Raw genomic sequence first — 22,956 nt, 5'->3', positions numbered from 1 at the left:
AGCTATTTCTCCGCCCAGGCGTAACCGCGCGCCTGCATCGATTTATATTCCTGTTTGAGTTTCGTGATGGTGTCCGGGTATTCCGGCTTGCCGTCGGCATCCACCAGCACCGACTGCTGGCTGCATTTGCAGTTGATGGAGTTGCCATCTTTGCTGTACCAGTCACGCACCTCTTCATTGGTGTAGAGGTGGGCATGGCGCACTGCGTGGGTATGTCGCGTTGTCGGCGACAGAGCTGAGATGTGAACCAGCCGCGTTTTAAGGCCGAACAGGTCATTCGCCTCCTGGTCTTCATCCCACTTGGCCCGGCGCAGCGCGGTAGTCACTTCAGTGCGTGCTATCCGGTTCGCCCGGCGTTTCTCGATGCCGGTCTGGTCTGTCAGGTTGCGGGCAATGTCCAACGGATTGAGCCCACGCCCCACCCCATCAGTCAGCACGCGCGCCATGTCGCGCTTAACGTCAGCACTCAGCCCCTTCATTTCCTCAAACACTCGCGCATGCACCAGCGCCATAAGTTGCTGGTACGGGTCGCTTGCGAGGATGGACGCTAACGACTCACGCCCGGCTGAGTACACCGGGGATTGCTGGCTGAGGTTGTAGAACGACTGCCCGGTCCCCTTCTCCGAAGCCAGATCGATGTACTCGTAAAACCACAGGTCGTAATCACCACCTTCAAGCAGCACCTGATCAACCAGGTAACTGGCATCGTTCAGGATGATGGAGAGTAGCGTTGGGTTTAACTGGTATTCGTATCTGGCATTTACTGCGAGGGAGGAAGGTATTTTGTAGAGTGCTGATTTGTACGCTTTGCCAATCTTATTCATCCGCCTGGCGAAGTCTTTCATTGCCCGGCGTTCCAGCGCATCGGCTCCGGTCGGATCCTGATAGTTACGCGGTAGAGTTGGTGGCTTCGCCTTCTTCGTCGCCATCCTCTTCTCCTAACGGGAATTCATCGACGTTTTCATAACCGGCTGCTGTGCGAATTTCTTCGCGGCTGAAAGCCGGATTCTCTCCGCTGCCCTGGAACGTCTGGTTAATTTCTGCCATGGTTTTGGCATTGGCGAGTTTCTCAGTGCCAGTCTGCTCGTTAAGGTCATCCCAGATCACCGTCTTCTCGCTGACAGCATCAATAATTTTCAGCTCGATGAGCTTGTCACTGAAGTCTTCAATTTCGAATGACAGGTCGCCGCGGCGTGACTGACAGCGCGCGTTGAAATATTTCTGATCCTCGGTGCTTGCCCTTTCACCCGTCTGCATCCCAACCAGAACTTTCACAGGGATATCAACAGATGCAGCGAAGGTTTGCAGGTTGACGTTATAGGTCGCTGACGGATCCGCTACAGCTGTGACCAGTGGTGCGACTGTAGCCCCTTGGGTTGTCATCAGAACATCGTTACCACGGTTCATTTCCCCGGCAACTTCGTTAAACTTATCCTGCAACTCGTCAATGCTCACGCCATAAAGTGATGCGAGATTATTGAAGTCGATTTCCTTCTCAAAGTTGACATTAAGCTGCCGCGCGGCGTTCTTTAGGAATGACTCACCAGAACCACCCTCGACCTTCTCAAGGCTGACGCAGGCGTTATAGCCAGGCTCAAGGAAGCCAATAGCATCATTAGAATAGTCACCAAGGATGAAGACGCGATCGGGATGTACGAAGCGCTGATTTGTCCCGCCATTTGGCAGGCTCTCAACGTATTTCCACTGCTTTGGCTGGCCGTAATCTGCCGATTTCTGGTCAGTAACCCACTCGCTGACTGTTAGTGACCCAGCCCATGCGATCGTAACCTTTTTTAGTGACTTCCCACGAAATACCGGCTGATCCCATGTTCTGGAATCATTGATGTGCAGCAGGATACCCGCATAACGTCCAACCTGGCGGCGGCGGTCTGCTTCAGCAAAAGCCCGCCATAGGCGCTTTGTGAAAACCTTTTTGGTGTTCTTCTCCCAAGCAGTTTCATCCTTACTCTCGTCGGCATCATCACCCTCGATGATTTCCGGGTTAGTCTGCCAGCACTTGCCCACCATCTTCTCTACTGCGCCGTGAGCTATGCCACCGCGCCGGTATAGAGCGTAGAGGTTTTCGTAGGTGACCTGCTCAGGGAATCCATACTCGCACCATGCAGAGTGGCGCTTATTGTCCAGCCCCATTGTAGGCGCCATCAGCCCCATACGGGCGCGCGCCATCCGCGCATCGTTCAACGCATGGTTGACGGCGAGAGTTAATTTGTCAGTCATGGATTGTCCGTTGGTGGATTTATGGCAATAAAAAAGGCCGCCGTGGCGACCTTACGATGTGAACTAACTAATCGAATACGAACTTATTCTTCAGTATTCCTATGCATGCTTGGCCAAGTAGTGCAGAGTCCAGATCACCACTGAAATACAACTTATTATTGTTGAATATAAAGTCCCAAGACTCTTTCACTTCTCGGTTACCGTCCAATAATCCTTCGCATATCATCCAGGCATTGTTGGCCGCAGCAAGCAATTCATTTAGTCTCTTGGTGCTATCTACGCTCTCATGCCTTATCACTGGGTTATTGAGCATTTGAGGCATTTGAGTTAATTGAAATGAGTAATTAGCTACGGCCATTTTGAAATTCAATTTGGCTTTCAATTCCTCTTGCTTCCGCCACCGGAACATTGCCCAAACAGCTATCAAAACTGTTAAGCCGGTAAAAACAGCAGAAACAGCAGACCAAAACACTGACCAGTTCATATCACTCTCCATTCGTTAGCATGCAGAAATGATACTGCATTCTGAATGAGCAAACCGAACCGGAGTTTTATCGCAACCTTTTTGGAATCATCATCCCGGCCATCTGGCCTTTACGCTTAATGTGCCCGCCTAGGCTATAGCGAATGCCATCCCAGCAGTGCTCATAGCCATCGGCAAGCTTCGGCAATACCTCGCCGGTGATGCGGTCAGTTTTGTATGACCACATGCGGGCCTCACGCGCTACGTTCTTGCAGCGCGGATGAATAATGATTTCGTCGAACCCGCGAAGATGCGCGATGCCGTCCTCGACGCTACCCTGCCATTTCTCGGCGGCCGAGATATTGAAGCCCTGCCGCTTGAGATAGCTTATTGTCTCAGGTCGTGCCGAGTCGGCCTTAATTGGCCAGTCACGCGATCCGGGGATGGTGTCGTATAACTCTGGCATGTGGTCGAGCTCTGTCTGCTGACCGTATGCCTCGTATTCGATGTACAGCCGGTTGTGCAGGATGAACGAACGCACCAGTGTGTTAGGATCTTTGGCGAAACCGAAGTCAGCACCGAAGAACAGGCGATCGGCCTCTTTCCATAGCTGGTCCGAGAACTCAGCGATCCGGTATTTCCCAGCCAGCACCTGCTTATCGGAGTTTTCGAGATAAGCCCCTTCCCACACCCATGCGTATGTTGCCGGGTCGAGGCGGCGCTGATCGTTCTGTCGCTCGCCTTCCAGCACGTCAGGGAACCACGGGTTATCCGTATAGTTCATCTCAACGGTTATGCAGTCGTCGCCAGCCTCTTTGCGGAAACGCTTATCCGTGGCGCTACCGTCGCGCTCCGGGTTCCATGTCACCCAAATCTCTGAACCTTCCTCACGAACGGTCGGGCTCAGCTTTTGCCAGGCTATTTCGCTGACTGATTCAGCCTCATCTACCCAGCAAAGCAGGATGCGCGCTTTCGACTTGATGCTGTCGAGGTTATGCCGCAGACCGCAGAACACGTAGTTAACGCTCTTGTCGATGGTGCGGATGTACTTCTCGCCGATATCAAAGTTGGAAGCCAACCATGGAACAGACAGGATCGCCTGTTTCACCTCCTGCATGCTCGACTCTTCCAGCGAGTTCATGAACTCACGCGCGCAGAGCACCACGCCGCTTTCACCGTTCATCATCGACTGATACGCCTTTACTGCAGTCATCAGCGCGAATGTGCGCGTCTTGGCGCTGCCACGCCCACCATGCGAGCACCGGTAGCGCTTATTCACGGCAGTGAACAGCGGCGCAAGCTTCGCGGGGATAGGCAGTTGAACGGCGTTACTCATGCTTTCGGCTCAACGGGTAGTAGCTGAATGATGGTCGGCTGTGGTGTCATGGTTCCGTCCGGGCTGGTGTGCTCGACCTTCTGTTTGTTGCTATACGCGTCGCCAACCTCTTTGGCAGCCTGCTCCATCAGCGAGGCAGCCAGCGCCATGTTTCGCATGCCCTCGGCGCGGGTCATCATCCGGTCAAGTGCACGGAGACGATATGCTTTGTTGGCGATCGGAATGTCGCTTAATTCGGTCTGGAAGCGCTTACGGGTTTCGTGGAATAGCTCAACCCACTTCTGCGCCAGCCCCCTGCCGTTTGCTTTCGTCGGGTCGTGAGATTCGACCTGCTGACGAGTGATGCTCAGGCCAAATTCTTTTTTGACCAGCTCAACCACCTGGGATGGGGTATCGAAACAGGCAAGAGACTGAACGATGAAGGCTTTGACCTCACCTTTCAGTGTCGCCATAAATTACCTGCCTGTCATAATCAGTCATATTGTTAGGCCAGCTTTAACATGCATGTCCCGCATGACCTGGCTATATCGATGTGAGCCACTTCTGCTGGCGAATTGGCCGCATCAACGAGCTCCTGTACTTCTTTGCTGGCACCGTATCGACGTACGACACCTGTGAACTCTTCGACGTCGTGGCCGCGCAGTGTAAGCACTGGCTGCCCGGTCTCTTTGTTGAACTTAGGCGCGCCGAAATCATCGGTGGCCTGAGCGATGTGGTAAAGCTCATGTTCTACCAGCGCGCAGAACTCGATGTCACTGCATTGTGAGCAGTAGTCGGCTGCCAGCGTAATGATGAACTTCGGAATGCGTCCGAACCATTCATGCATCTGCTGTTCCATTCTGGCTTTCTGCCAACCACCAGCGCGGAGCATTACCTGCTCGGCCTGGCCGAGGACGTAGCGCCCTTTCTTCGCGAATGAGTCAGACGCCCACATGAAGCAGAGGTCAGCTTCAAGCAAATGTTCGTGGTCTGGGTTGTGGATGTTGCCGGTATCGCTGAGGATCTGTCGGTTTACCCACTCATTAACTTCGTTGGCAGGTATCAGTCTGGTATAAGAATGCCAGTTCTCGGCGCTAATTAAGTTAACCGGTGGGTATGGCCTGCGCTCGTCATGTTCAGCCATTGATTAACTCCGGTTTTTGTTACGCCATTACGATGGGCCTGCCTATAGTGATGACAATAAAAAGCCCCGCTCAAGCGAGGCCTCATAAAGTATTGATTCTTCACTAAGTGTCATTATGCTTTGTAAAACCAAACATCAACGCTACCAGGAGGAATGAATAGTGCGTATATCCTGGATAATGGAATTGCAATACCGAGCCAATGCAAAGCATGGAAAATGATAATGCGAATTTTCTTCCAGACCACGCCAGTCTCATTGCGTTACCTCTGAACTGTTATTTTGCTATCACACCTTCGACCTTTACTTTTGCAAGGTAGGCAAGATTTTTATTGCCATTCTTCAATACGCTTTGTATTTTCGGAGTAACTTTGATGAATCCCCCGAGAACAGAGGCGACCGCACCAACACTTAACATCGCAAAAGGGTGCTCACTATTAATGGCAGCTACCCCTGCTGTAGCGGCAGTCATTACCTGACTCAGGTCGAACTCAAAAGAGGAAGAGATATCAAATTTGATTGGACTTCTCCAACCTTGCGAGTTTAATGCATCCAAATCAGCAATAGCTCTTTTGAAGCCATCAAAAGCTTTAGCTTTAGATAATTCAAAATCTCCAGAATTAATAACTTCAAAATAAAGCTCGTCGATATAAGAGTGAAGTGCTATTAATTCATCAGCTCTTCTTTCCTTAAACTCTAGAATATCGTTAAGATTGACGTCTGGACCCGGAACAGGAAGAAGGTTGCATAAATCAAATCTCAAAGTTTGCTTTACAACGGAATCACTGTCAGAAAAATTGAGTTCGTCATTGAGGGAGTGGATTCGCCAGTCAGTACTTTTATACTTCCCTCTCATTAACTCCAGTGATTTCGCCTGAGACAAAGCGTCAAATTCACAATAAAATGAGTCTTCCATATTTTTTGCCGAAAACTTGAGAACTTCAAGTTTCCCGAGACTGATTAACTCATCTTCACATGGTAAGCCAAAATGAACAATATTATTTGTGGGTGATACTAACCGGTCCCAGTATAGTAAAAAATAATTAATGTCTAATCTGGTAATTGCCTTACCAGTTCTAAAACCTTGGCCTGAGATTTTGATCAATTCACTTCGAGTGAAAATTACACCTCTTTCCATAACGCTAAGTCCTGAATGGGTCGGGGTCTCATATTAGCATTATGGAAGGTATCCATTAAGTTCTATTCTCGCGCAGTTCGCCTGCACCGATTTGTTGTGCGCCAGCACGTCTTTCTTCGTCTGGCGATCCATCACCTCGATGTCGTGCTCAGTGAGGCGGATGACGTTGACCCAGTCACAGCCGGTATCGACGAGTTCAACCTTTGCGGGTCCAGTTTGCCCGCAGCTCACGATCAACATCGTCATCAGGCATATGGCTAACCGTCTGCTGAACATTGCTGGCCTCCTTGGTGACTTCAACGCGGCGTTCTGCAGCTGCTTTGGTGGCCGCGGCGTTCTCGTCGGTTCGCTGCTTATCGGCTTTGGCTTCCGCCTTTTCCCGGCCTCGCATGCTACCAAGACCAAAAGCGACCAGTTCCACCAACGCAGCAGTAACGATAAACGCCAGGATGGCTTTCAGTTTCGTCATAGGCTCACTCGCTCAAGGATCCAGCCATAGGCGAATGATTCGTTAGCCGGGCGCTGCTCTGCCAACTCGAGATAACGCTGGCCCTGGCTGCAGTTCAATGCACGGAGCAATACGGTCTCACCCTCACTACCGCGTTTCGCCAGGAAAGACTTCAACGCGCTGATGCTACGGGGGCCAATCTGTCCGTCGGCGATCAGGTCGGGATAGAACTGCTGCTGGTTGTTGAATACGTTCAGCCAGCGCTGGAACCACTTCACCTGTACCGATGGCCCCATGTTCACGCCAGTGTCGCAGAGTTCCGCAGCGATGACTGGTGATACAGCTGCAACCTGGTCGAAGCGTGGGCCATACCAGTAATCAGCCTCGAGGATTTCCAGAGCTTGCTCGCGGGTCAGATTGCGCATATCACCGGAATAACCGTGGGCGCGTGCCGTGGCCTGGGTTATGCCCCAGTTCGTTGGGCCGCCTTTATCATCCGTGTGATTCACGTAGCCGCCCTCTTTTCCGAGGATGGCGTTGAAGATGTCGTCTTTGGTCATTGCCCGGCCTTCTGGAAAACTTTGGCGAGATTGCCGCGGGAGCGCCACACCGCGACGCATATAGCGACGTTCAGCATCAGCTCTCCCGGATCCACCTGCAGGTATTTGCCGTAGAGAATGCGGAACGCCGTGAAGCCGGCAGCCAGAATCATCAGGTACGCCATCAGCGTTACACCTGGTCTGTGCCGCTTACCGCTTTTACTGAAGAGCATCAGCCTGACGACGATCAGGGCACAGATTATGGCGTTTGCATCCAGAATGATGTTTTGCCATGTCATTGGCCTTCCTCCTCCAGTCCAGGCATCTTCCCCCGTTTTGATTTGGCGAGGATGCGAAGCAGGACTGCGACAGAGATGGAAGCAGAAACCAGCGCGCCGATATTCGGGGATACTTCGATGCTTACTGGCGGCTGTAGCAGGCCAAGGGCGGTGTTAATCACCCCGGCCAGTATCTTCGCCATTGGCACCGAGAAGAAAACCCCGCCGACAAAGCTGATGACGGCGAACAGGAACTGCTTCCATAGTTGGTGTGGATCGGATGTCAGAACGTACATTGCTGCACCAGCCAGCGCGCACAGCATTACGCCAGGCGTTGCTTCGGGGAACAGAGATGCGAACGTCACTCCGATAGCTGCGGATGTTACGCCGCCAGCAATGGTTAGAGGTTCAGACATAGAAGGTCCATGTGTAGAGAAGGCCGTCAGACACGGAGGCAACGTGGCATCTGGAATTGATTGTCTGCGGCCTGAATAAAAAACCCGGCGACAGGCCGGGAAGATGAGGGTAAGGCAATGTCGGCTCTCTGGCCGAAGGGTCCCAGGTAGTGGGTTCTGAGTGCGGCGTACCGCAAATAAGAAAGCCCCGGCGAGATGCCGAGGCTTCATTGTTTTGGACTGACCCCGCGGATAATTCCAACTTTCCGCCATCCATTGGCGACGAGGTCAGTGGCGCGGGATATTATAGGTATCAGTCATCGGCTTATTAACTATCAGTGCTCACAGGGGTGGTGATAACGGCCCGCTGATGAGCTCTGCCTCTCCATTGTTGCAGATGTCATCACCCCTGGTTAAATGCCAGACCCCGGTAATGGACTTGCCCGTTTCCAGGTCATCAACAACATCATTGGTGTAGTAGGCAACCTGTACCGTGCCGCAGTGCTGAATCCAGTAGTAACCTTCTTGCATACTCATCTCCTCAACCTAACGAGAGGAGTATAAATCTGCCGTGAACTGAGTGGCGTTAGAAATACTAAAAGGTGCATTGAGTAAAAAGCCCCGCACGATGGCGAGGCAATTAATTCTTTGTCGACCTACAAAGCTATGGCGACGGTATCAGATTTACATGAAATATATGCGTTTCAGTTCGGTTTTGCAAGACTTACGTCTAAATTTGTCGCCTTTTGTTGTGAACGTGATCGCGTTACTGAGATAAGCGCACCGCTGTCGAGTCGCTTAAAGCTGTTACGCATTGCCAGCCAGTGAGGCAAATAGGTTTCCGTCCAGGTCGATTTCGCTACGCCAGCCAGTTCCGCCAGCGCCTGGTATTCGTACGTCTCACGCCCTGACAGCTCCGCTTTGACGTCCTGCGCCGCCAGCCAGATAAGTTTCTTCAGCCGCTCAATGGTCTTGCCGGCCACCTTCTTTGCGCCGAGCTGTTCCCGGAACTCAGCCCACGCCCACTGGGTGATCGCCACCTGGTATTCGAAGCGGATATTCTCGCTGTAGCTCCAGAGCAGCCACGCTTTCTGGTGATCTTCAAGCGATAAAACAGCGCGGCGCCATGAGGCGGTGCCGAACTCTACCGGGCTGACCAGCGCGATAGACGATCCCTTGGCGCGGGACTGACTTCCACTCATCGCAGGGCCGTCCGGGTTCACTTTCCGGCCGGTTACCGGGTCAGTGACTTTCTTCCGGCCCCGGCTGCGCGCCGTATCGGTGAATTGCGCGTTCTCTGCGAAAGCTACCAGTTGCCCTTTCGTCGCCCCGCTCAGATCTGCGGTTGCCACAATGAGTTGCTGACGTACGTATTCCAGTTGCTGACTGTTCATGCGGCTTCCTTATGTGGCTGGTTGGTTTTGGTCTGGTTATGCTTTGCTACTGGCGGCAGGTTGGCGCGCTTAACGCTTTCTGCCTGGTACCGCAGGAAGTCTGTGTGGTTCATTCGGCCTCCAGTTCGGTGATGGTCAATTCAAGCCTGCCGCCTTTGACGATTGGCATCCTCTTCACGCTGTAGTAGTCAACCAGCTGGTCATCGAGCCAGAACCCGGATTTCGTCAGGGCGTCGAACGCGGCCTTTTGCAGATTGTCCAGGTCGCGGCGGCGGCGATCCGGCATATGGCACTCAATGCGGATTTTCACGGGTGTCGCCAGGCCGATATCCAGCATTGAGTCTTTGATGATTCTGGCGACACTGTCGCGGTACGCCTGCCCTTCTGTGCTGATGTGCGTGCGCCCGCGGTTATGACGGTAGTAGCGGTTGTTGCTCGGCGGCCACGGGAGGCTGATGCGGTACTCATTCATGTTTTTACGAGCCCCTCTTTAAGCCATATGACCTGCGTGCGAGCCATGCCTTCCAGCGCGCACTCCTTTGCATATTCCGCATCGACCAGACGGGTGCGGCGATCAATCTCGTCGTGGCAGCTGCTGCATGCGATGGTGGCGATCAGGTCAGGCGGCTTAATTCCGGTTCCGCACAGGCCCGCCAGGCGGATATGTGCCAGCACTGAGGTTTCAGGGTCGCCATTGCATACGCCTGGGATCCGCACCTGACATTCGCGGCCGCGTGCGGCCTTGCATAAATTAGCCATGCGCCCTCCGTGCCGCGAGACGCAGCCATTTCTGATCCACCAGGCGAGCGGTGTAGTCCTTGAAAGTCGGGATGTCGGACGGCTTAACCGCGGGCTTGCGCTGGCGGCGCGCCGGAACGCGAAAGATTTCGTTGGTGATGACGCGGGAAAGTGGAGTAGACATCACGCCTCCTGCTTATCGCGCAACTGCTGGTACTCGCAACTTTGGGGAATGGTCAGGTGACAACCGATATTCATCGCCCAGGCTTCGACTTTGCACAGGAAGATATACATCTCGCCGGTTTCCAGCTCTGACGTATGGCGGAGGGATTGCACGGAGGTGACCTCGCCGGACACAACGTCTACGCGGTCTTTGTTTTCGTAGCCGAGATAGGTGTGCTTCATTGCGTCTTTGACCCACTCAGGCGTAGCGAAGGTCTTGCCGTGGGCGATAAGGTATTCGCTGATTTCCGTGTACCACATGTGACTGAGCGCGTTCTGCGACAGGCTGCGCTTCTCGCGCCACGGCTTAACCTGCAGGCGGAAGCATTGCCCGGCATCCAGCAATGGCTGAATTTTCTGGCCTATGGCCGCGAAGTTGCCGCGATGGAGTTTGATACCGTCTACTGGCAAAGTCATACGCCACCTCCGAGAGGTAACGCAGAATGCAGAAAATCGCAGGTGCCGATAAGCATCTGTGACAAGGTGAGGAGTTCAGATTGTTGTCGCATTTAAGTCCCCTTAAATGCGAAGAAGTCACCGAAGTTGTTCAGGCTCCGATGACATGATTATGGCGGAGTGATTATGAAAAATCAAAGCACAGTAACTAAAGAGTTTTTGAGGTTTCAAGATCAAGATATTGCTTAAACTGCTCCACAGTCATAGGAAATTTTCTTGAAACATAGATAGTGTTCTCAGCCTCTTTCATCGGGCCTGACTTATTATTATCTTCAGTTAGTATGAAAGTGTTCCCAAATCCTCTTGACCCGATCAGCATGTCAGCTTCATTGCCATAATAAATACCACGCTTTGATGATTTTATTTGGCGGACTGTTTTCTGAAAGTAATCATCTTGATGAACAGATGCGAACCCGCCAACACCAAATCCACCAAACCGCTGTTCATCAGCAGGCACTGACTCATCGTAAAAACCAAAATAGCATAAGGGCTCTTCAAGCGACTGAGTCTCACTTACAAAGAATTCATAAAGAGCTTCCTTCCCTTCCTTGCCCTCTAACTCCTGCAATTCACGAGACACTTCTAATGTTATCTGAAAATTATAATCGCTAAGAAGCTCGTTGCTTAAGGAGATCCCACTCACATGTAAAAAATTCCAAGCATTGGAATCAACAATGATATTAATCACTTTAGAAAAACCTCCTGTTTAGGTCTGATAAGCTGATCAACATGTTAGGACTTATTTTTTATTAGCATCAGCCATTTCCATGTACCGCGGATCAGATGCCCTTGGTAAATCTATCGACTTCTCGCGATAAAACTTCAGGCGCTCAAGGAAGTAATCCCGCAAATGCTCGGGTTGCTCGCGCACCACCACCTCTGCGATAACAGGCATGTTCAGACGCTCTTTGTAGGCCACTCCGGAGGCAGCCAAGTCAACGTTAACCTTGTCGCGCTCTTCTTGGGATTTAGCCGCTATATTATGGTCTGACATCATCTCCCCTTCTTCGTCACCCGCGGGACAGAATATGCAGTTTTTGTTCCTGGATTGGCTACAACATACCCCGGTTGAATATAACGTGAGAAGATGTCCATATTGCCAGGAATTGAACTTTTAGGTATGTCTATTCTTTCTAAATCAATCTTCCAACGCTTAAGCAGTTCCTTTGCTTTTTTTGGCGTAAGCGGGATATTGCGCTCTTTTGCTACGGATAATATCTGCTCAACAGTTGGCAGCGTTGGAGTATTAGACTGTTTCATAGAGCCATCCGATTCGGAAAGGTTCGTGACGCTACTAATTCTCGCGCCAGATTAGTAAGTTGTACAACTCATTCCGCCATTTATCGTGGGGTTACAATTAGTTGTAATCGGTCTGTTAGCGGCATCGATTGCTGCTTGCTGAGCTTGCTGCTGTTGAATGGTCTGGTTTGCTTGATTAAGACCAACCTGCATTGCACCCATATCACGAGCTGCATAGCAAGCGTCCCGATCACCATCATCACACATTGCAGAGACTTGACCGACAGTCTTGAATGCATAACGGCTGTGCCACATTGAGCGGGTGTCACTCGTACAGCCAGCCAACACAGAAACTGCCACGATCACCATTAAAACTTTCATTATTGAATACTCTTTATTGTGAAAAAAATTTTGCTGACAAATTACCCGCCTCCAAGACAACTCATCATGATTCAGCTCATCATTTTTGCATTTTTGCTATTTCAATCACAGTAAATTTCTCCCCCAAACCATCAATACCCTCTTCATAACAGCGCTGTTGCGGCATTCCTAGCAGATCACGTTCGTGTCCGTCCGCTGAATTAATTTCGACTTACCGTGCTTCATGCCCGGTATCGTGTTCGGGGCGAAGCGCATGCCGTAGCTGGTCAGGCTGTAAAGGCGCTGACCGTATTTTCCTTCGCAGCTGATCAGCCCATCGGCCAGCAGCGTACTCACCGTCCCGGATATCTTTTTGGTATCCATGCCGATAAGCCCTGCCAGTTTGGCATTGTTCAGGCCAGGGTTATTGCGCAGGGCGGCCAGTACCTGCTCACGGATTGTTATGGTCATGTCACACCATCCCGTTCGACTTGTTGCGGTTGTACTTCGCCAGCAGCAGCTGGATCGGAGTTGGACCGTGTTCGGCAGCCGGTGCTGCAATCGCCCGGCGTACCGGCGGCACAGGCTTACCCGCGGTGACGCGCTTCTCCCACATGTCCAGCAGATCACCCGCCTCGCTCGCCAGCTCACCATGAGTCAACTGGCGCTCTGTGCTGCGGTGGCGCAGTTCGACGCAGATGTGGTACATAACCGGCTGAGACCAGGGGAATTGCTCGCTGGAGGTGAATTCGAACGAACGGTTACGCCAGTCCCAGTATTCGGCGATCACCTGGTCAACGGTGATACCCAGCGCCCCGCCACTCTGCTTACACCAGGCGACGAACTGGCCCGGCGACGGCAGGAATGGGCGCTCTTGGCGGCGGGCAATGCGCATACCGGCATCGACCTGTGTCATGGTGTGGATCCCGTTCTCCTGAAACGCCAGCAGCCACTGACGGCGGAATTCGTTCAGGTCGTCCTGGGTGCGGAAGTTTGCCATGCTGGCCGGGAACGCGGCGCGCAGCTCGTTAAACAGCTTGTTGAATACCTGAGCCACCTGCTCTACCGGCGCACGCTCCTGGTACTGCTCTGGAAGGTTATGGGCTATGCGGCTCATCTGCTCGCGATCGTGGTTACGCATCTGCTCTGCAAGAGATTTCATCGGATCACCCCATAGGCCCAGTCAGTGTTGTTGAAGTCCAGGTCTGGCTTAGCGGCGCGCTGCTCGCCACCAGCATTGCGCTGCATCGTCAGCTTGTCCCACTGCTTACGCAGGCTTTCCGGGCTCAGGATGTTGGTCTGCCAGAAGTGGTGTTTGCTGGCCCAGTCATACAGCGCGCAGATGTCCTGGTGAGACCGGTTGTCTATCTGGCGCATCAGGCGAACGGTGTTAGACCAGGAGGTCAAGTCCGGGGCTTTGCAGGTTGGGTTAATCAGCTTCACTCTGGTGGAAATCCACTGGGCGGTTTTTAGGTCTTCAGCCGATCCCCACTTCGCACCGGATGGGGTGTAAACCGCAGCTTCTGGATGAGCTGATAAAAATTTCTTCAGACGTGCGTCAGAGGATTCGTCAGAATTCTCGGACGAAGATCTTTTAATACTGTTCTTGTTCTTGTATTGGGTGACTACCGTTTTCGGGAAGGTTATTCCTGATTTCGGGAAGGATTTTCCCGTTTTCGGGAATTTTCTTCCCGTTTCCGGTTTGTCCAAAATCCAGGCAGTAAGGTCAGTATTTACACCGACGATTTTCATCATTCCCTGCTTCTGAGAGAAGATGATTTTGCGTTCTGCGAGAGACTTAAGCGCGTCGGAAACATGGGTATCACTCAGGCCCGTAAGCTCAGCAATGACCGTGTTTGTGACGCGGTCCTGTTTCTTATTCCAGCCGTAGGTAAGCCAGATCACCGCCTCAAAACATTGCCATTCCCGGCCTGACAGTCTCAGGCGAGGCTTAAGCTGTTGGATCTCGTTAGCGACCTTGGTATACCCGTTCGACAGGTCGGCCATACGACCTCCCGGTTGTTCGGTTTTGTTTGGGAAATTGATAATTTCAGCGGTGTTTGACATACTTACTCCTGCAAAGAGTCCAAACGATTTGCACCTGAAAGTCGGTTCTGTTCGCGCAGACCGGCTTTCGCCATTTCTGTAGTTCTCACATAACCCCCAGCATCGATGTAACCATCGTCATCAGCGGTCCTACCTGCTCCGGCATGAGGCGGAACAGCGACGCTATACCCTCGCTTACCTCTTTCAGCTTCTGATGCTCTGGAGCGTCCAGCAGCACGGCCTGCTTAGCTTCGGCACACTCTTTCATCGCAGAGGCGATCAACGACATCGTGTCGTTCTGCGGCGCCAGGCGGTTGCGGTACTCCAGCGGCAATACGGACATGATTGCCGGTGCCAGCTGGCGAATGTTGTTGGCGGCGTATTCCGTATCGCCATCGATCCACCGAAATACTTTTTGCATCTGGCGGTGCGAGTCAGTCGGGATATCCAGACCGGTGCCGCCGGACGCCCTCCACTCTTCCACGATCAGCGCTGCGACAAATTCACGACTGCGACAATCAGCTGCCCAGGCGCGAACAGCTGCGCGGATCCCATCGATGTTTAACGCCGCGGGATTAGGCTCCCGGCGATTCTGGTAAATCATCGCTGTTGGCGAAAATTTGTTACCTTGTTGATACGCAAGTGAATGCATTTGCTATTCCTGATGTTCCTGCTTCTTACTGTGAGGAAATTCGCGGTACTCGACCGCCTTAACCTCGCCAGTAGGAAGCTTGTTGATGAAAATCTGACGGCCGACCCTGATCGCTTTGCTAATTGCCGTTTGGTGGACACCAATGGCATCAGCTGCTTTTACCTGACCAACCTCGTCGACATATTCAGCGAGTGAAATTTTCATTTTTAACGTGACTCCTTACCGTTGATACAAAAACAATACCATAAGTATTAAAACATGCAATACCGGCGGTATTTTTAAATTAATAGCTCAGGTATTACTATCTGAAAATGGAAAAGAAAAAAGACATCACACCGACTCAGGCTGAGGACGCAAAGCGCCTTAAAGCCATCTATGAGGCGAAGAAGAAAGTACTCGGAGTTACCCAGCAGTCGATTGCTGACGAGCTGGATATTACTCAGGGAGCGGTAGGCCATTACCTTAACGGGAGGAATCCCCTTAACCTTCCTGTAGCTTCAGTTTTTGCTCGCCTTCTGAAAGTTAGCGTTGAGGAATTCAGTCCGACTCTGGCAAAAGAGCTTTCAGAAATGGGGCTAAACAGCGTTAATGAGCCATCAGTTCCGTATGTAATTGGATATACACCAGGTAAACGTTACCCGGTTATTAGCAGCGTACAGGCCGGATCATGGTGTGAGGCATTGGAGCCATACTCGATTAAGGATGTTGATCAGTGGCTGGAATCAGATGCTCACATTCAGGGAGATGCATTCTGGTTGCGTGTTGAAGGGGATTCAATGACTGCGCCCGCTGGCTTAAGCATACCAGAAGGCACGTTTGTTCTTTTCGATACCGGACGAGAACCAATCAATGGCAGCCTCGTTATCGCTAAATTGTCTGATTCAAACGAAGCTACATTTAAGAAACTGATCATTGATGGAGGCCAAAAATACCTTAAGGGCCTTAACCCGCAGTGGCCTCTCGTTCCCATCAATGGTAATTGCAGAATTATCGGTGTTGCTATTGAGACGAAACTAAAGCTCGTTTGATAAGTTTGCAAACAGGGGCGTTTGCGCCCTCTATTTGCACTGACCGGCGACCCTGCCCACCATTGCTTTCGTTGAATCCATCCCTCCAAAACCAGATAGCGTTTTGCTCATCAACACTACGCCATCAGGCTGTACAACCCAAGTCTCCATGGCGTGCTTTCCAGGTTCAGTGGTTAGCCCTACGACTACATTTTTACTCATAGCTCGATATACCATCCCTCCACCATCAAGACCGTCATACAGTACTGTCGCATTATTGCCATCAATAACGATTGTGAACGTTCCAGAAAACGCGTCGTCAATCCGAGAATACCCTTCCCTCTCACTGTAGCTTGACCCTTTAAGATCTTTCACAGTCCAGCACGATGCGTTAGCAACCATTGGTAAAGCTAACACCGCAGCTACAAGTAACCTCATTTTCCCTCTCCAATAAAGTTCGAAACCCCATCAATACTAGCCTCTCTGCTCGCTTACAAAAATATTTCTTCCTAGTTTTCATCAACATAATACCGTCACACCAATTATTAATACCGCTAGTATTGATTTATATTAATACCGCTAGTATTGTTTATGCATCGAAACGAAACATCGACAGCTGAGCGAAGTTAGCCAGCGGCGGACAGCAAGTCGCCTGCTTTTTAACAACATGCAAAGTCGGAACAGCACTCGGTAATCCTGTTTAGACCCCAACGCACAAAATGCGGCGTATCACCGGCAGCGAACCGGTCGGTGAGAAGGCTACCCCCTCGCGAGAGCGATAAAGGCGTGGGAACGGGCAACACTGGCGGGATGAGAGGTGCGAAGCGCAATGATTATCAAACAAAAATCAACTAGTGAGGTGGGTTATGTAGCAGTAAAGCGGATAGACCGCGGCAAGTAGTGCCAATTCAGCACCAGGTGCTGACCCGAATAGCCGAAGCATGGCTAGCCAGATCCACGTCAAAGGTGGAGTGCGCGCTGGTTAGGGTTAATAGAAAAAAGACGTGCCGGTAAAGCAGCGCGAACGCCAGACGTGCACCGGTTATTAGCGGCGATGAGCGACAGGTACTCAAGGGCATGAGCGCGGCCACTGCGAGAGTGTGGCGAAATTGAATGAGCCGCCTAACCAGCGGCTTTTTTCATACCTCAGTCGCTTCATCGAGGCGGCTTAGTTATGACAACCGGCGGCCATCCACCGCCCAATGAAACACTGAATAAATGCGTTGAAGTCTTGTATTAACCGTTCCGTTCGCCGCGATAAGGCCAAGAGGATTTATGAGTAAGAATCATGGCGGTCCGGCATTCCCGGTCGCAGGTAGTGAGCACAATTATCCTATCGAGGGCATGACGCTACGCGATTACTTCGCAGCTAAAGCCATGCAGTCCGCGCTCTTGGTATCAAAGCAGAGCCCTGAAAGTTCTTTTGAAACCTTCTCTATGGCAGTTGCAGAAGTTGCCTATGACGTTGCAGACGCAATGCTCCGCGCCCGGGAGGCATCATGAAAGTCACCCACAACGGCAAGCAGTACACCGCCAAAAAGCTCAACGATAACGAGTGGCAGTTGACGTCGGTATCGGCACCGCGCGACAAGCTGACGCTTAACCGCTGGCAGATGCATATCGCTGGCCTCCTGAAACAGGTTGAGGTGAAGGCATGATGCACCACTACGGCACCACCCCGCTCATTCGCCAGTGCGTCACGCCCGGAATGATGGCAATGCATGAAGGCCGCACCTATCGCGTCTCAGCAGTCATTCAGGAGCGCAAATGGGTGTACCTGCACACGGATGCAGAAATCATCCGCCTCAGTGACTGCGTGATTGACGTCCTTCTGGACGGTCACGGCAACCCAATCGTTCACTGAGGACGCTGATATGGAAATCAAAACGCCAGCCAACCCAAGCAAAAAGGCGACGGCCAGGGTAAAGAATCCTCTTCCCGCGCCAACCAGTTGCCACCTGTGCTCTGGTTCAGTGCGGATCGGCACTCATGGTGAAGTCTATGGCCGCGACTACAGTGATTGGCCGTATGTATATCTTTGTGAATGCTGCGGAGCATACGTCGGACTTCATCCTTTCACTGCGATCCCGCTTGGGACTCTGGCAGACAAGCCAACCCGCGACGCGCGCAAGAGCTGCAAGTTGCCATTTGAACGTATCTGGAAGTCGGGCGCCATGACTCGCGCTGAAGCTTACGAATGGCTGGCTGACAAGATGGGTATACCTGTTCACGAATGCCACTTCGGCTGGTTCACCGTAGAGCAGTGCCAGGCTGCAATGCATCACTGTAACGACTGGCTAAACAGCTAACCACCCTATCCAACCGATCGGCCTGGCTTTCTGCGGGCGGGATCTGCACATCCAAATTTCAGGAGAAACCATGAGCGAAGTAACGGATTTAGTCGTCATTGAGAAACAGAACGCAATGGCGGTATTCACCACCAAAGAGCAGCTCGACCCGATTATTGAGGCGATCGAGAAAGAAGCTCGCAGCCTGGTGCCGGACGTGTCGACCCGCAAAGGCCGCGACGCTATCGCATCCATGGCGCACAAGGTTGCCCGTTCCAAAACCTACATCGACAACGCCGGTAAAGATCTGGTTGCCGAGCTTAAAGCCCTGCCTAAGCAGATCGACGAAAGCCGCCGCATTGTGCGTGAGCGCCTGGAAGCGCTGAAAGATGAAGTGCGCCGCCCACTCACAGAATGGGAAGCCGAGCAGGAACGCATCAAGGCTGAAGAAGCCATGAACGCGATGCACGCCGAAGCGCTGGTGATGAACGAAGAGTTCGACCGTCAGCGCGCCGCGCAGATCGAGGCAGACCACGAAATGGCTCTGCTGATGAATGACAAGTTTGACCGTGACCGCGAAGAGCAGCGCCGCCTAGCGGAACAGGCTCAGCGTGAACGTGACGAGCGACTGAAGCAGGAAGCGGCTGAGAAAGCCAAGCGCGAAGCCGAAGAGAGACATAAAGCGGAACTTGATGCTGCAGCGCGTCGCGTAGCTGAAGAGAAAGCACGCGCTGATGCCGCAGAGCGTAAACGCAAAGAAGACGCTGACCGTGCAGAACGTGAGAAGCAGGACGCCATCGCAGAAGAAAAACGGAAAGCACAGGAAGAAGCAGATCGCATCAAGCGTGAAGCTGAAGCGAAAGAGAAAGCCCGTCTTGCCGAAGAGCAGCGCAAAGCTGAAGAAGAAGCGCGCCGAGCCGCAGACAAAGAGCACCGCCGCACCGTCAACCGTCGCGTCATCGCCGACCTGATTAATCAGGGCATCCCAGAAGAATTCGCGCAGAAAGCACTGCTGGCGATCGCTGGCGGCAAAGTGCAGGACGCGCACATCAAATATTGAGGCAACCATGAACGCATACCTCACTTACGACCGCATCGAAGATCGGCGCTGGGTTGAGCAGCAGCTCACCGACGAGAAAGAGAAGTGGATCGACGACCGGGCGAAAGAACTGATTGCCATGTTCCCTGCGAAACCTCTGGAAATGAGCAGCTTGTTCCTGCCCCAGGAAGCCCAGTTTGCGCTTATCGGAGAAAAGGCCGAAGAGGCATACAACGAATACATTTCGGCCTGCGCATATGCCCGCGCCGAAGAAGAATGGCAGCGCCAAGCGCCCTGCCCGTTCTAAGGAGTGATCATGAGCTTAACCCTTGTTGATTTCGTCAAACAACAGGAGCCGCTTTTCATTAAGGCGGCTACTGACGAGCGGATGGTGTGGGCGAAGGAAAGCCAGTTCGCCATCCAGCTATTTCAGAACAATGACTACCTCGCGAAAGTCGCATTCCAGAACCAGACCAGCACGCAGAACGCAATCATCAACGTAGCGGCTATCGGTATTTCGCTAAACCCAGCTCAGAAGCTGGCTTACCTGGTTCCGCGTAAAGGGGCAATTTGCCTCGACATTAGTTACATGGGGCTGATGCATATTGCGCAGCAGTCTGGCGCAATTAAGTGGTGTCAGTCGGCAATTGTTCGCAGAAACGACCAGTTCCGCCGGGAAGGGCTCGATAAGCCGCCGGTCCACGTCTACAACGACTTTGATACTGAAGAGCAGCGCGGGGATATCGTAGGCGCGTATGTAACGGTAAAAACTGACGATGGTGATTACCTCACCCATACGATGCGCATCGATGCCATCTACTCCATCCGTGACCGCTCAGAAGCGTGGAAGAAGTACAAATCCGACAATAGCAAGAAGTGTCCATGGGTCACCGATGAAGAGCAGATGATCCTCAAGACGGTCGTGAAGCAGGCAGCAAAATACTGGCCTCGCCGTGAGCGCCTGGACGCCGCCATAGACCACGTTAACACCGAGGGCGAAGAAGGTATCAACTTTACAGCAGAGCGTCAGCCTGAGCGCGATATAACGCCGCTTAGCGAAGCCACGCAGAAAGAGATAAACGACCTGCTTGTCTCTTTGGATAAGACATGGGATGCCGATCTTCTCCCTCTCTGTTCACGCATTTTCAAACGCCCTATCTCGCAGCCAGCCGACCTGACAGAACTGGAAGGTGTTAAGGCTCTCGGGTTCCTCAGGCAAAAGGCGGCAGCATGACACCAGAAATTATCCTGGCCCGGACCGGTATCGACGTAACTACTATCCAGCAAGGCGACGAGGCATGGCACCGGCTGCGCCTCGGCGTTATCACCGCCTCTGAAGTGCATAACGTCATAGCCAAGCCAAGATCGGGGAAGAAGTGGACAGATATGAAAATGTCCTACTTCCACACGCTGCTCGCCGAGGTATGCACCGGCGTCGCGCCAGAGGTTAACGCCAAGGCGCTGGCCTGGGGCAAGCAGTACGAAGAAGACGCCCGCACCCTCTTCGAGTTCACAACTGACGTGAAAGTCACGGAGTCTCCGATCTTGTTCCGTGACGAGAGCATGCGCACTGCGTGCTCCCCTGACGGCCTTTGCAGTAACGGGTTCGGACTTGAGCTTAAATGCCCTTTCACCTCTCGCGACTTCATGAAATTCCGCCTTGGCGGTTTCGAAGCCATCAAGTCTGCGTACATGGCCCAGGTGCAGTACAGCATGTGGGTGACCGGAAAAGACGCATGGTTCTTTGCCAACTACGACCCGCGCATGAAACGCGAAGGCATTCACCACGTCGTCGTTGAGCGGGATCCACAGTACATGACCAATTTCAACGAAATGGTGCCGGAGTTCATCGAGAAGATGGACGAGGCGCTGGCGGAGATCGGCTTCACGTTCGGGGAGCAGTGGAAATGAAACGCACACCATTTTACCGCAGGCCCGGGCGAACCGGGCAATTCTCTGGCCTCCGTGAGCGCGTTATCTGGATGATTCAGACGCGCGGCCGCCCGGTAACCGGAAGCGAAATTGCCGAGAAGTTTGGCGTAACGCTCATCGAGTTTAACCGGGTCGCCAACGGTATTACCCGCGGGTCCGGACAGATAGCGCAGATCGTAGAGTCGAAAAAGTGGATCAACGAGGACGGCATCTGCGACCGGAATTTTAGCCTGGCCAGCAAGCCAAAGGTCGTAACGCCGCAGGGCAAATCACGGCTATTCACCCGGCGCGCCATAGAACAATCGCAGGAAGGCAGACGGCAGGAATGCATAGCGCGTGCCGCCCGCCGTAGCCGCCTGATTGCTCAGGGCCTCTACATCGACGAAATGGAGTCAGTGCTATGAAAGCGTGGTCACTCGAAGAGCTTGCGCTGCTGTGGCGGCACTCAAACGCTGAAGTCGCGGAGATTACCGGCCGCAGCATTGAAGAGGTCGGAGATAAGAGGCTGCAAACCAATATTGAGCGTAATGGCTGGGATGTTAAGGATCCTGAGCGGGAGGATGCATGAGCAAAGTAGGCGATTATTTCTTTGAGTTCCCGGCGTCGCGCGGCATGCAGGGTGGCACGGCGACTTACATGATCACAGCCCCCGCCCGCGCGCTGACACGCATACTTGCCTCCGACAATCACGGCAGCACGCTTGAGCGCTCGCAACGCGAAATTAACCAGGTGCGAGTGAAGAAGTTTTACCAGTACCTCGTCAATGCATACCAAAATAAAGAGCCCTTCATCATCCCGCCGCTGGTCGGCAACTGCGATGCGGAGATTGAGTTTGAAGAGTTTGGCAATACGAATGTGGGCGTCGCGCGCTTCCCTATGGATGCAGTGATCAAACTGTTCGACGGCCAGCACCGCGCCGCCGGGTTAGCTGAGTTCTGTCGTACTTACGGAGAGCCAATCAGCATCCCGCTGATGCTGACCCATAATCTCCCACTGAAGGCACGCCAGCAGTTCTTCTCCGATATCAATAACAACGTCTCGAAACCTTCCGCTGCGATCAATATGGCCTATGACGGGCGTAATGATGTGGCCCAGGGGATGGTGACGTTCCTGTCTCAGCATGACACCTTCGCAGAGGTGACAGACTTTGAGCACAACGTCGTTCCGGCGAAAAGTAAGCTGTGGGTGAGCTTCAAGGCGCTTAGCGACGCGACGGCCAAGTTTGCCAACGCGGGCAGTAAGCAGCTGGAAATGGGCGACATCGAATCCATCTGGGAGGCCTGGTTGGCCCTGACGCAGATCGAAGCGATTCGCCACGGCACCAGCCAGGCAGACTACAAGCGTGACTACATTCAGTTCCACGCAGTGATGATCAATGCCTTCGGCTACGCCGTTCAGCGGTTGATGGCTGACCACTCAATAGTCGATATCGTCCAGATGATTGAGGTTCTGGCAAGTAATGCGGGCTCCTCCGAGATGGAAGACTTCTTCTTGATTTCCCGATGGGGTGGCGTCTGTGTGAATGCCGAAAAAGACCGTCCAACGATTATTGCCTCCGTTCCGGCTCAGAAATCGGCTGCTGAGCGGCTCGTCAAAGTTATCCTGGCGAAAAGCCTTGAGGAGTAGTT

The 22,956-nt window shown here is 52.6% G+C and carries 40 protein-coding genes; 12 read left to right on the top strand and 28 right to left on the bottom strand.

Annotated features, from left to right (window positions below):
* Window positions 1-2: 2 nt before the first annotated feature.
* The 28 genes from ACMGGQ_RS08075 to ACMGGQ_RS07940 all read right to left on the bottom strand — a co-directional run bounded on the left by ACMGGQ_RS08075 (window position 3) and on the right by ACMGGQ_RS07940 (window position 15,266).
* Window positions 3-929, bottom strand: a complete 927-nt coding sequence (locus ACMGGQ_RS08075) for a phage minor head protein (protein ID WP_420289823.1) — start codon at window positions 927-929, stop codon at window positions 3-5.
* Window positions 889-2,238 (bottom strand): anti-CBASS protein Acb1 family protein, encoded by a 1,350-nt coding sequence (locus ACMGGQ_RS08070; RefSeq protein WP_420289822.1) that lies wholly within the window; start codon window positions 2,236-2,238, stop codon window positions 889-891. The genes ACMGGQ_RS08075 and ACMGGQ_RS08070 overlap by 41 nt, the downstream gene beginning before the upstream one ends.
* 67 nt (window positions 2,239-2,305) lie before the next feature.
* The gene (locus tag ACMGGQ_RS08065) at window positions 2,306-2,722 is read right to left on the bottom strand and encodes a hypothetical protein (protein WP_420289821.1); all 417 of its coding nucleotides are present in this window, start codon (window positions 2,720-2,722) and stop codon (window positions 2,306-2,308) included.
* A gap of 67 nt (window positions 2,723-2,789) precedes the next feature.
* On the bottom strand, window positions 2,790-4,037 hold the full coding sequence (locus ACMGGQ_RS08060) for a PBSX family phage terminase large subunit (protein WP_420289820.1): 1,248 nt from the start codon (window positions 4,035-4,037) through the stop codon (window positions 2,790-2,792).
* Window positions 4,034-4,489: a DUF2280 domain-containing protein gene (locus ACMGGQ_RS08055; protein WP_252073423.1), complete on the bottom strand. Its 456-nt coding sequence runs from the start codon at window positions 4,487-4,489 to the stop codon at window positions 4,034-4,036. Before ACMGGQ_RS08055 ends, ACMGGQ_RS08060 begins: the two co-directional genes overlap by 4 nt.
* A gap of 32 nt (window positions 4,490-4,521) precedes the next feature.
* Window positions 4,522-5,160 carry a putative metallopeptidase gene (locus tag ACMGGQ_RS08050; RefSeq protein ID WP_420289819.1) on the bottom strand — a complete coding sequence of 213 codons (639 nt, stop codon included), beginning with the start codon at window positions 5,158-5,160 and terminating at the stop codon, window positions 4,522-4,524.
* A gap of 274 nt (window positions 5,161-5,434) precedes the next feature.
* Window positions 5,435-6,295: a DUF6236 family protein gene (locus tag ACMGGQ_RS08045; protein WP_420289818.1), complete on the bottom strand. Its 861-nt coding sequence runs from the start codon at window positions 6,293-6,295 to the stop codon at window positions 5,435-5,437.
* 39 nt (window positions 6,296-6,334) lie between these two features.
* Window positions 6,335-6,535, bottom strand: coding sequence for a hypothetical protein (locus ACMGGQ_RS08040; RefSeq protein WP_420290560.1), 201 nt, complete (start codon window positions 6,533-6,535; stop codon window positions 6,335-6,337).
* Window positions 6,492-6,764, bottom strand: coding sequence for a hypothetical protein (locus ACMGGQ_RS08035; protein WP_420289817.1), 273 nt, complete (start codon window positions 6,762-6,764; stop codon window positions 6,492-6,494). Before ACMGGQ_RS08035 ends, ACMGGQ_RS08040 begins: the two co-directional genes overlap by 44 nt.
* Window positions 6,761-7,303, bottom strand: a complete 543-nt coding sequence (locus tag ACMGGQ_RS08030) for a glycoside hydrolase family 108 protein (protein WP_420289816.1) — start codon at window positions 7,301-7,303, stop codon at window positions 6,761-6,763. Before ACMGGQ_RS08030 ends, ACMGGQ_RS08035 begins: the two co-directional genes overlap by 4 nt.
* The gene (locus ACMGGQ_RS08025) at window positions 7,300-7,581 is read right to left on the bottom strand and encodes a phage holin family protein (RefSeq protein WP_420289815.1); all 282 of its coding nucleotides are present in this window, start codon (window positions 7,579-7,581) and stop codon (window positions 7,300-7,302) included. The genes ACMGGQ_RS08030 and ACMGGQ_RS08025 overlap by 4 nt, the downstream gene beginning before the upstream one ends.
* Window positions 7,578-7,976: a putative holin gene (locus ACMGGQ_RS08020; RefSeq protein ID WP_420289814.1), complete on the bottom strand. Its 399-nt coding sequence runs from the start codon at window positions 7,974-7,976 to the stop codon at window positions 7,578-7,580. Before ACMGGQ_RS08020 ends, ACMGGQ_RS08025 begins: the two co-directional genes overlap by 4 nt.
* Window positions 7,977-8,297: 321 nt before the next feature.
* Window positions 8,298-8,486: a hypothetical protein gene (locus tag ACMGGQ_RS08015; protein WP_235140766.1), complete on the bottom strand. Its 189-nt coding sequence runs from the start codon at window positions 8,484-8,486 to the stop codon at window positions 8,298-8,300.
* A 173-nt stretch (window positions 8,487-8,659) separates the two neighbouring features.
* Window positions 8,660-9,349: a bacteriophage antitermination protein Q gene (locus tag ACMGGQ_RS08010; protein ID WP_420289813.1), complete on the bottom strand. Its 690-nt coding sequence runs from the start codon at window positions 9,347-9,349 to the stop codon at window positions 8,660-8,662.
* Complete coding sequence (locus ACMGGQ_RS08005; RefSeq protein ID WP_252073430.1) at window positions 9,346-9,462, bottom strand: hypothetical protein; 117 nt, start codon at window positions 9,460-9,462, stop codon at window positions 9,346-9,348. The genes ACMGGQ_RS08010 and ACMGGQ_RS08005 overlap by 4 nt, the downstream gene beginning before the upstream one ends.
* Window positions 9,459-9,821: a crossover junction endodeoxyribonuclease RusA gene (gene rusA / locus ACMGGQ_RS08000; protein ID WP_252073431.1), complete on the bottom strand. Its 363-nt coding sequence runs from the start codon at window positions 9,819-9,821 to the stop codon at window positions 9,459-9,461. Before rusA ends, ACMGGQ_RS08005 begins: the two co-directional genes overlap by 4 nt.
* Complete coding sequence (locus ACMGGQ_RS07995; RefSeq protein ID WP_252073432.1) at window positions 9,818-10,108, bottom strand: DUF1364 domain-containing protein; 291 nt, start codon at window positions 10,106-10,108, stop codon at window positions 9,818-9,820. Before ACMGGQ_RS07995 ends, rusA begins: the two co-directional genes overlap by 4 nt.
* A complete protein-coding gene (locus ACMGGQ_RS07990) occupies window positions 10,101-10,271 on the bottom strand; it encodes a NinE family protein (RefSeq protein ID WP_063139436.1) in 171 nt (56 codons plus the stop codon). The genes ACMGGQ_RS07995 and ACMGGQ_RS07990 overlap by 8 nt, the downstream gene beginning before the upstream one ends.
* Window positions 10,271-10,726 (bottom strand): YbcN family protein, encoded by a 456-nt coding sequence (locus tag ACMGGQ_RS07985; RefSeq protein WP_420289812.1) that lies wholly within the window; start codon window positions 10,724-10,726, stop codon window positions 10,271-10,273. The genes ACMGGQ_RS07990 and ACMGGQ_RS07985 overlap by 1 nt, the downstream gene beginning before the upstream one ends.
* 187 nt (window positions 10,727-10,913) lie before the next feature.
* Window positions 10,914-11,453: a hypothetical protein gene (locus tag ACMGGQ_RS07980; protein ID WP_213729834.1), complete on the bottom strand. Its 540-nt coding sequence runs from the start codon at window positions 11,451-11,453 to the stop codon at window positions 10,914-10,916.
* Between the two features lie 51 nt (window positions 11,454-11,504).
* Entirely contained in the window at window positions 11,505-11,759 is a 255-nt protein-coding gene (locus tag ACMGGQ_RS07975; protein WP_286088113.1) for a DNA polymerase III subunit theta, read from the bottom strand.
* A complete protein-coding gene (locus ACMGGQ_RS07970) occupies window positions 11,759-12,025 on the bottom strand; it encodes a hypothetical protein (RefSeq protein ID WP_252073435.1) in 267 nt (88 codons plus the stop codon). Before ACMGGQ_RS07970 ends, ACMGGQ_RS07975 begins: the two co-directional genes overlap by 1 nt.
* Before the next feature lie 51 nt (window positions 12,026-12,076).
* Window positions 12,077-12,385 (bottom strand): hypothetical protein, encoded by a 309-nt coding sequence (locus ACMGGQ_RS07965; protein WP_044865812.1) that lies wholly within the window; start codon window positions 12,383-12,385, stop codon window positions 12,077-12,079.
* Between the two features lie 168 nt (window positions 12,386-12,553).
* Complete coding sequence (locus tag ACMGGQ_RS07960) at window positions 12,554-12,835, bottom strand: winged helix-turn-helix transcriptional regulator (RefSeq protein WP_420289811.1); 282 nt, start codon at window positions 12,833-12,835, stop codon at window positions 12,554-12,556.
* A gap of 1 nt (window position 12,836) precedes the next feature.
* Complete coding sequence (locus ACMGGQ_RS07955; protein WP_420289810.1) at window positions 12,837-13,526, bottom strand: replication protein P; 690 nt, start codon at window positions 13,524-13,526, stop codon at window positions 12,837-12,839.
* Window positions 13,523-14,431, bottom strand: coding sequence for a replication protein (locus ACMGGQ_RS07950; RefSeq protein ID WP_420289809.1), 909 nt, complete (start codon window positions 14,429-14,431; stop codon window positions 13,523-13,525). Before ACMGGQ_RS07950 ends, ACMGGQ_RS07955 begins: the two co-directional genes overlap by 4 nt.
* 85 nt (window positions 14,432-14,516) lie before the next feature.
* Window positions 14,517-15,062, bottom strand: a complete 546-nt coding sequence (locus tag ACMGGQ_RS07945; RefSeq protein ID WP_219283985.1) for a toxin YdaT family protein — start codon at window positions 15,060-15,062, stop codon at window positions 14,517-14,519.
* A gap of 3 nt (window positions 15,063-15,065) precedes the next feature.
* Window positions 15,066-15,266, bottom strand: coding sequence for a Cro/CI family transcriptional regulator (locus tag ACMGGQ_RS07940; RefSeq protein WP_006176184.1), 201 nt, complete (start codon window positions 15,264-15,266; stop codon window positions 15,066-15,068).
* Window positions 15,267-15,373: 107 nt separating this feature from the next.
* On the opposite strand from ACMGGQ_RS07940, the gene ACMGGQ_RS07935 reads away from it, so the two are divergent.
* The 12 genes from ACMGGQ_RS07935 (at window position 15,374) to ACMGGQ_RS07880 (ending at window position 22,954) form a co-directional block, all read left to right on the top strand.
* The gene (locus ACMGGQ_RS07935; protein ID WP_045908944.1) at window positions 15,374-16,090 is read left to right on the top strand and encodes a LexA family protein; all 717 of its coding nucleotides are present in this window, start codon (window positions 15,374-15,376) and stop codon (window positions 16,088-16,090) included.
* 1,254 nt (window positions 16,091-17,344) lie between these two features.
* The gene (locus ACMGGQ_RS07930; RefSeq protein WP_325835245.1) at window positions 17,345-17,572 is read left to right on the top strand and encodes a hypothetical protein; all 228 of its coding nucleotides are present in this window, start codon (window positions 17,345-17,347) and stop codon (window positions 17,570-17,572) included.
* Window positions 17,569-17,727, top strand: a complete 159-nt coding sequence (locus tag ACMGGQ_RS07925; RefSeq protein WP_045332446.1) for a hypothetical protein — start codon at window positions 17,569-17,571, stop codon at window positions 17,725-17,727. Before ACMGGQ_RS07930 ends, ACMGGQ_RS07925 begins: the two co-directional genes overlap by 4 nt.
* A complete protein-coding gene (locus ACMGGQ_RS07920; RefSeq protein ID WP_049110426.1) occupies window positions 17,724-17,933 on the top strand; it encodes a cell division protein FtsZ in 210 nt (69 codons plus the stop codon). Before ACMGGQ_RS07925 ends, ACMGGQ_RS07920 begins: the two co-directional genes overlap by 4 nt.
* Before the next feature lie 10 nt (window positions 17,934-17,943).
* Entirely contained in the window at window positions 17,944-18,378 is a 435-nt protein-coding gene (locus tag ACMGGQ_RS07915) for a zinc-finger-containing protein (RefSeq protein WP_420289808.1), read from the top strand.
* Window positions 18,379-18,448: 70 nt separating this feature from the next.
* Complete coding sequence (locus ACMGGQ_RS07910) at window positions 18,449-19,417, top strand: hypothetical protein (RefSeq protein ID WP_420289807.1); 969 nt, start codon at window positions 18,449-18,451, stop codon at window positions 19,415-19,417.
* A gap of 7 nt (window positions 19,418-19,424) precedes the next feature.
* A complete protein-coding gene (gene gamL, locus ACMGGQ_RS07905; RefSeq protein WP_047400417.1) occupies window positions 19,425-19,703 on the top strand; it encodes a host nuclease inhibitor GamL in 279 nt (92 codons plus the stop codon).
* Between the two features lie 9 nt (window positions 19,704-19,712).
* Window positions 19,713-20,630: a recombinase RecT gene (locus ACMGGQ_RS07900; RefSeq protein ID WP_420289806.1), complete on the top strand. Its 918-nt coding sequence runs from the start codon at window positions 19,713-19,715 to the stop codon at window positions 20,628-20,630.
* Window positions 20,627-21,307, top strand: a complete 681-nt coding sequence (locus ACMGGQ_RS07895; RefSeq protein WP_100151203.1) for a lambda exonuclease family protein — start codon at window positions 20,627-20,629, stop codon at window positions 21,305-21,307. The genes ACMGGQ_RS07900 and ACMGGQ_RS07895 overlap by 4 nt, the downstream gene beginning before the upstream one ends.
* Window positions 21,304-21,732 (top strand): regulator, encoded by a 429-nt coding sequence (locus tag ACMGGQ_RS07890; protein WP_420289805.1) that lies wholly within the window; start codon window positions 21,304-21,306, stop codon window positions 21,730-21,732. The genes ACMGGQ_RS07895 and ACMGGQ_RS07890 overlap by 4 nt, the downstream gene beginning before the upstream one ends.
* Window positions 21,729-21,896, top strand: coding sequence for a hypothetical protein (locus ACMGGQ_RS07885; RefSeq protein ID WP_176690211.1), 168 nt, complete (start codon window positions 21,729-21,731; stop codon window positions 21,894-21,896). The genes ACMGGQ_RS07890 and ACMGGQ_RS07885 overlap by 4 nt, the downstream gene beginning before the upstream one ends.
* Complete coding sequence (locus ACMGGQ_RS07880) at window positions 21,893-22,954, top strand: DGQHR domain-containing protein (RefSeq protein ID WP_248221209.1); 1,062 nt, start codon at window positions 21,893-21,895, stop codon at window positions 22,952-22,954. The genes ACMGGQ_RS07885 and ACMGGQ_RS07880 overlap by 4 nt, the downstream gene beginning before the upstream one ends.
* The last annotated feature ends 2 nt before the right edge of the window (window positions 22,955-22,956 follow it).

The sequence above is a fragment of the Enterobacter sp. BNK-13 genome (genome assembly GCF_048685015.1).
GTDB lineage: Bacteria > Pseudomonadota > Gammaproteobacteria > Enterobacterales > Enterobacteriaceae > Enterobacter > Enterobacter quasiroggenkampii.
The sequence above is the reverse complement of the archived record's forward strand: the minus strand, read 5'-3'. Positions and strand labels throughout refer to the sequence as shown.